The following is a 7,256-nucleotide window of genomic DNA, read 5'->3' on the forward strand; positions in this document are numbered from 1 at the left end:
CATGTCTACGAAACGGGTGCTAGTTATTGATGATGAAGAGGCAATTCAAGCTGTAATTCAGGGTTGCTTAGAAGATATTGCTGGATGGAAAGTTTTATTAGCTAGTTCAGGTAAAGAAGGATTGCATTTAGCTGAAGTTGAGAAACCAGATGGTATCTTATTAGATGTTTCCATGCCGCAGATGAGTGGTATTGAGGCACTCAAAAAATTGCAAGTAAATCCTCTGACTCAAAATATTCCGGTCGCTTTTTTGACTGCAAAAGTGCAGTCTGAAGACAAAAAGAGATTTTCTCAGTTAGGGGTTGTAGGTTTGTTAACTAAACCCTTTAACCCAATGAATCTTGTGAATTTAGTGGCTGACTTATTCGGTTGGGAAATTTGACTAAAAATTAATAAGTTGTCTTAAAATGACTCCTGAATTTTAAAAATTAAGTAGTCGTGAAAAATAAATTTCATAGTTAGGAGAGGGAACAGGGAACAGGTAAGGTTTACAGAGATTTTTTCTTCAATAACTATGTGCAGCCTGGGTACTTAACATTTTTGTAGTCGTTGCCAAATTCTTGTAGCTATTTCATTCTTATTCATGGATTTACTAAAATAATCATCTGCACCTGCGGCATAAGCTTGAGAAATTATCTCAGGTTTACTATTAGTTGAGATAAATGTCACTGGTAGATTATGCCATTGAGGGTCTGTTCGTACAACTCGGCACAAATCTATGCTACTAAATCCAGGCATTTGTTGATTTAAAATTACTAAATTTGGCTGATTGCGATTTAATAATTGCAGAAAATTTTGAGCATCAGTACAGATGAATACTTCAATTTTATAGCTAGTTAATAGATTAGACAATTGGTGAAAAAATTTGTGTTTATTATCTAAAATTAAAACCCGATATCGGTAATTTTGGAATAGTGGTTGAATTAGAGTATTTACAGCTTCTAACACTGTCGATATAGGTAAGTTTTTATTCACAAAGAAACATCCACCCCAACGAGTAAAATCTACTCTATCTGTGAGCGTATCTTTGGCTGTAAAAGCAACTACGGGAATTTTTGGTGTGTGAGTTGATAGTTCTTGCATGAAATTTCGACCATCTTCACCCCTACCAGAGATGTTTAAATCTAATAAAATTACATCAGGTGGGGTTTGAGTAATCATTTTCCGGGCTACGTTGATATCTGTGGCAATTTCTACCCGCCATGTCCATTTATTCGTGTTAGCTTGTCTAGTTATACTCATGACCTCAATGCGGATTTGCTCGGCCAGCATCAAATCCTCGTCTACAATTAACAATAATGGTGAATAGGCTATAAATTCAGTATTTGCTTGTGTTTTTGGTTCTAGAACAGTTGAAACTTTGCTAACTTCTTGTTGTATAGCTGTGCTTAGTTCCCTTGCTTGCTGGATGTCATCAGGATTCAAAACTGTCGGTTGCAATAAAATTTCTAATTGTTTTGCTTGTTCGGATATGTTTATAAAACCCAAACTTCCCAAACTTCCAGCTAATTTATGAGCAATCTGTTCAGCTTGATTTTTTAGTTCTATATCTGGTTGTATTGTTGATAAAGTAGCTGTAATTTGTGATAATTTATTTGTTTCCTCTACGTAATATTTTTGAAATTTCTCCCATACTTTTGATGTAATGATTTGGGCGTTTTCTTCGGTATGTGTTTGCACACTCGCAGTATTTGACTGGGTAGGAGGTGAGAATTGCTCAGATTCACTGAGAGTTTTTAAGCGATATCCCAGACCATATACAGTTTCAATTGGATCTTCTGCTCCCACTGCTTTTAACTTTTGGCGCAAACTCTTAATATGGGTACTTACAGTCCCTTCACCGGGAATTTCAGCAAAATCCCAGAGCCGATCTAAAATAGCTTGACGGCTAAATATTCGTTTAGGGTTCAGTAGAAATAATTCCAATAAACAATATTCTTTGGGTGTGAGATGTATAGATTGATTACCAGAATATACTCTTCCACTAGCTGAATCAAAGTGAATACCGTCCCAAATTATTTCCTGGGGAATAAAAGATTTACTGCGGCGTAGTAAAGCATGAATTCTTGCTAGTAATTCTTCTAAATCAAAAGGTTTAGTAACGTAATCATCTGCTCCTGCTTCAAGTCCAATAATTCTTTCTGTAACTTGATTTTTAACCGTAATTAGCAAAATAGGAGTCTGACAGCCTTGATGTCGCCATTGTTTACATATACTGATGCCGTCTAATTTAGGCAGGACAATATCTAATATTATTAAGTCATACTCACACTGTTCTTGCAATTCTAACGCCATTTCTCCATCAGTAGCTAAACTAACTTGGTATTCATGAGCGGTGAGAAAGTTAGCTATTGTTTCACGGGTGATGCTGTCATCTTCTACTAATAGTATTTTCATAACTTTTGTGGTTATATGGGTTATTTTTGAGAAAATTTAGAATAAATATATGTTTTTTAGGCGATAGCAGAAATATTGATGTTAAACAAGATGAATAAATCCATATTACACAATATTTTTTAATCTGTTTTATGAGATTTAGGTTTATATTTTCTACAATAGAAAGAAAATGTATTGATTAAAGATTAATAACTTCAAAACTTGGCTTTTATGTTTAAAAATATCAATTTTATAGCGAAATATGCAAATTTTTCCCTCTATCAGGCTTAAAAGCATAGGTTTTTATATCAATTCTATGTGAAGTTGCAATATATCCATGTAGGGGAAATTCATGTAGCTTGCTTCCCGCAGGGTACGCGGATGGATGCTGATCAACGCAGATAAATCAATTGATGGTATTTAAAATATCCTTCTACCCTGAGAAGAATCAAAAATGTTAAGTTTTTTATCATTTTTATAATCTTCATAAAATCTTTAATTTTTCTTTTCATACTCAAGAAAATAGAATACTTTGTTGTCTTTCTTTTAGCACTTATCTTTATTATCTCTTGTGAGTCATTTATGATCGAAACTGAGTTTTTAGCAAAAAAAACACCAGTAGACTTAACTAACTGTGATAAAGAACCTATTCATATTCCTGGCTTAATTCAGCCTCATGGTATTCTCTTGGTTTTACAAGCACCTAATTTAAATATCATTCAAGTTAGTGAGAATATTTTTGATATTCTTGGTATTCCTAGTGAGGATATATTAGGTAAAACACTCAAGATATTATTCAATAGTAAGCAAATCCATCTCATCAAACAATCTTTAGCGGAATTATCTGAAACAATTAACCCATTAGATTTACATATTGATACTCAAACAGGCAGAAAGAACTTCGACGGGATTATTCATAAATCATATGGATTCATCATTCTTGAGCTAGAACTTGTATCTCCAAAACATGATAATGGTGATTTTTTGAGTTTTTACAGCTTATTACAACCTGTGATTTGCAAATTGCAAAAATTGTCTTATTTGGATGAATTATGCCAAATCATTGTTAAAGAAATTCGTAATTTAACAAGTTTTGACAGAGTAATGGTTTATAAATTTGATTCTGAAGGTGCAGGTGAAGTTATAGCCGAAGCTAAATTAGAAAGTTTAAGTTCTTTTCTTGGTTTACATTATCCACCTTCTGATATACCTAAACAAGCTAAACAATTATATACTCTTAATCCTTTGCGTCTCATACCGGATGTAAATTATCAAGCTGTAAAAATTATAAATATTGACAATTCAGTTAATGATATACCTTTAAATCTCAGTGGCAGTGTTTTAAGGAGCGTTTCTCCCATACACGTTGAATATCTGAAAAATATGGGTGTAACTGCTTCAATGTCTATTTCATTAATCCGCGAGCAAAAATTATGGGGTTTAATTGCCTGTCATCATTATTCGGCAGCTAAATATGTTCCCTATAAATTGCGTACTGTTTGTGAATTACTCGGCAGGGTGATGTCTTTAGAAATTTCAGCGAAAGCAGAAAATGAGTATTTAGATTACAAAATTATTTTGAAAGAAATTTTGTCTGATATTTTATCGAAGATTATCAAAAATGAAAATTGGATAGAAGTTTTAAGCGAAAACAGAAGTAAATTATTAGCATTAGTTGGTGCTGAAGGGGTAGCCATTTGTGATGAAAATAAGGTGATTATGATTGGAAAAACACCTGTATTAAATGAGATTAACAATATTTGTAAATTTTTAGAAGCAGATATTTTTCATCAAGGGGTAAGTGATTATCTTTATGAAATAGATTCTTTGGCGAAGATTTACCCAGAAGCAGAAAATTTTAAAAATGTTGGTAGTGGTCTGCTGGCAATTATGATTTCTCAGGAATATAAACAGTATATTTTATGGTTTCGTCCAGAGGTGATTCAAACTGTTAATTGGGCAGGTAATCCTCATAAACCAGTAGATATAAGTGAAGATGGTACTGTGCGTTTATCCCCACGTAAATCTTTTGAATTGTGGCAAGAAACAGTAAAGTTAAAATCTTTGCCTTGGCAGCGATGTGAAATTGAAGTAGCTAAAGAGTTAAGAAATATAATTGTGGGAATAGTTTTACAAAAAGCTGAGGAGATTTCTAAAATTCATCAACAATTAATGCTGGCTTTGAAAGCTGCAAAAATGGGAGTATGGGATTGGGATTTACGGCAAGATCGGATTGTTTGGTCAATTGGTCATGATCAGTTATTTGGGTTAGTAGAACCGGAAGCTATTGTTTTAAAATCTTTGGTTGATCCACGAGATTGGCAATTTGTAAATTTAGCACTTAATCAGGCTTTTGTGGAGCAGCAAGATTATTATCAGGAATTTCGTGTGGTTTGGCCGGATGGGAGTATTCATTGGATTGAAGGTAGAGGTAAATTTTTCTTAAACGATGCGGGTCAAGCGGTGCGATTTTTGGGAACTATGGTAGAAGTGAGCGATCGCAAACTGGCCGAAATTAAACTCCAAGAACTGAATGCAGACTTAGAAAACAGGGTGCAAAACCGGACTTTAGACCTAGAAAAGTCCCAAACGGCACTGCAACAACAAATCGAACGAGAACAAATATTTATGAGGCTGACGCAACAAATACGCCAGTCTCTGAATCTGGAAGAAATTCTCAATACTGCTGTGACACAGGTACGGAATTTGCTGGCAGTAGATCGAGTTTTATTCTATCGCATCACTGAGAATAGTAGCGCCTCTATTATTGCTGAGGCTGTTAGTAATCCATCCTTGAGTATTATCAACTCTGTTCATGCTCTAGATGTTCTTCCTCCAGAGTGTTACCAGCACTATCTCAACGGAGAAGTGACTATTTTCAATAATTGCCAGAATCAGGAAGTAATACCTTGGTGGGCTGCTAATTTAGGAGTAAATCAAGTTACAGCCCAGTTAGTAGTGCCGATTATTCAAGAAAGTCATCTGTGGGGACTCCTAATCACCCATCAATGTAGCGATCGCACAAAATGCAGTGCTGAGTGGCAACCTGGGGAAATTGATTTACTTCAGCAGTTAGCTAATCAAATAGCGATCGCTATTCAACAATCAGAACTATACCAGCAACTAGAAACAGAACTGCGGCAACGTCAACAAATTGAAACAGCCTTGCGACGCAGCGAAAATTTGTTTCGTTCTCTCAATGAATTTGCCCCTGTTGGTATTTTTAAAACAGATGCTCAAGGAAAAATGCTCTATTGCAATCCTTGCTGTCAGGAAATTTGTGGCTTTACCCTCGAAGAATCACTAGGAGATGGCTGGAAAAAATTTATTCACCCAGAGGATTTAGCAGTTTTTTTACCCCAATGGAATGCAGGAGTTGACACATACCAACAACTCTCTACTGAATTGCGTTTCATCCATGAAAATACAACCTTTCGTATTTGTCAGCTAGTTGCTGTGCCTATTTTTTCTGATAGCAGTAATTGTATGGGATATGTCGGCACTGTAGAAGATATTACAGATGCTCGAAATATGGAGAAAATGAAAAATGAGTTCATTTCTATAGTCAGCCATGAACTGAGAACGCCATTAACTTCTATTCGTGGATGTTTAGGATTAATTACTGCCAGTACAATCAGAAATCAACCAGAAAAAATGCAAAAAATCTTACAAATTGCTACTAGCGATACAGAACGATTAACCAGATTATTAAATGACATTCTTGATTTAGAACGCTTAGAAAATAACAAATTTATCCTCAATCAACAATATTGCGATGCCAGTAACTTAATCAATCAAGCTATGGACTCGATGCAAACAATAGCACAAGAAAATCACATTGATTTGCAAAGTTCAGCCATTTCTTCTCAAGTTTGGGTAGATGCCGACAGAATCATACAAGTTCTTGTCAACTTAATCAGTAATGCCATTAAATTTTCTCCTGCTCATACTCAAGTAAAACTAAGTGTTGCAGAAATGCCAGAGAATTATTTATTTAAGATTCAAGACCAAGGTAGGGGAATTCCTAGCAATAAAATAGAAACCATTTTTGGCAAATTTCAGCAAGTAGATGCCAGCGATTCTCGCCAAAAAGGAGGCACAGGTTTAGGTTTAGCTATTTGCAGTCGAATTATTCAGCAGCATGGTGGCAAGATTTGGGTCGAAAGTGTTTTAGGAAAAGGTAGCACTTTTTATTTTTCTCTCCCTAAACAGTCCCAGCAGAAAATAGCACCCAATTTGTAATTAGCAACAGAGGATATAAAAATAACAATGACAAAAAAACGTATTTTAGTCATAGACGATGAATATGATCTGACTCTGATAATTTCAATTTGCCTAGAAGAATTTGGAACTTGGGGAACATTAACTACTCAGAGTCCTCATGAAGGTATTACTTTAGCTCAAACTGAAAAACCAGATGCCATAATTTTAGATGTAATGATGCCGGATATGGATGGTGTAACTTTATTTAATTATTTAAAAAGTGAACCCAATACTCAAGAAATTCCAGTAATTTTGATGACTGCTAAAGTACAAAGCTCAGACTTAAAACTTTTTAACAGTTTAGGAATTAAAGGTGTAATTAGCAAACCATTTGACCCCTTGAAATTGGTAGAACAAATAACAGAACTTCTACAATGGAAATAATGCTCTATGTATAGCCTGATAGAGTTTTCTAGTCTTGTGATGTACAAAATACCCTGCGGGTTCGCGCTAGCGTCTTGTAAAAGAAGAAAGCTATATCTACGTCTATCTACGTTTAATTATTAATGCTCTAATCAGGGTAAGCTCATCTAATTTGGTATAGTATGAACTTGACAAAAGAAACAAGATAAGCAGCAGGAAGCAGAGAAAAATTTTACTTGACATGACAGCAAAAG

The 7,256-nt window shown here is 34.8% G+C and carries 4 protein-coding genes; 3 read left to right on the forward strand and 1 reads right to left on the reverse strand.

What is annotated here, in order from left to right; translation table 11 throughout:
• The first annotated feature begins 1 nt into the window (after position 1).
• The gene (locus H6G59_RS25215) at positions 2-382 is read left to right on the forward strand and encodes a response regulator (RefSeq protein WP_190720211.1); all 381 of its coding nucleotides are present in this window, start codon (positions 2-4) and stop codon (positions 380-382) included.
• A gap of 149 nt (positions 383-531) precedes the next feature.
• Here the strand turns inward: H6G59_RS25215 and H6G59_RS25220 are convergent, their stop codons facing one another.
• On the reverse strand, positions 532-2,397 hold the full coding sequence (locus H6G59_RS25220; protein ID WP_190720214.1) for a response regulator: 1,866 nt from the start codon (positions 2,395-2,397) through the stop codon (positions 532-534).
• 561 nt (positions 2,398-2,958) lie between these two features.
• Here H6G59_RS25220 and H6G59_RS25225 point away from each other — a divergent pair.
• On the forward strand, positions 2,959-6,618 hold the full coding sequence (locus H6G59_RS25225; RefSeq protein ID WP_190720226.1) for a GAF domain-containing protein: 3,660 nt from the start codon (positions 2,959-2,961) through the stop codon (positions 6,616-6,618).
• A 27-nt stretch (positions 6,619-6,645) separates the two neighbouring features.
• The gene (locus H6G59_RS25230) at positions 6,646-7,023 is read left to right on the forward strand and encodes a response regulator (RefSeq protein WP_190720229.1); all 378 of its coding nucleotides are present in this window, start codon (positions 6,646-6,648) and stop codon (positions 7,021-7,023) included.
• Positions 7,024-7,256 lie beyond the last annotated feature (233 nt).

The organism is Anabaena lutea FACHB-196 (genome assembly GCF_014698305.1).
Taxonomy (GTDB): domain Bacteria; phylum Cyanobacteriota; class Cyanobacteriia; order Cyanobacteriales; family Nostocaceae; genus Anabaena; species Anabaena lutea.

Coding starts and splice junctions, on each gene's coding strand:
- H6G59_RS25225 (WP_190720226.1), top strand. CDS start 2,959: ATGATCGAAACTGAGTTTTTAGCAAAAAAAACACCAGTAGACTTAACT.
- H6G59_RS25230 (WP_190720229.1), top strand. CDS start 6,646: ATGACAAAAAAACGTATTTTAGTCATAGACGATGAATATGATCTGACT.
- H6G59_RS25215 (WP_190720211.1), top strand. CDS start 2: ATGTCTACGAAACGGGTGCTAGTTATTGATGATGAAGAGGCAATTCAA.
- H6G59_RS25220 (WP_190720214.1), bottom strand. CDS start 2,397: ATGAAAATACTATTAGTAGAAGATGACAGCATCACCCGTGAAACAATA.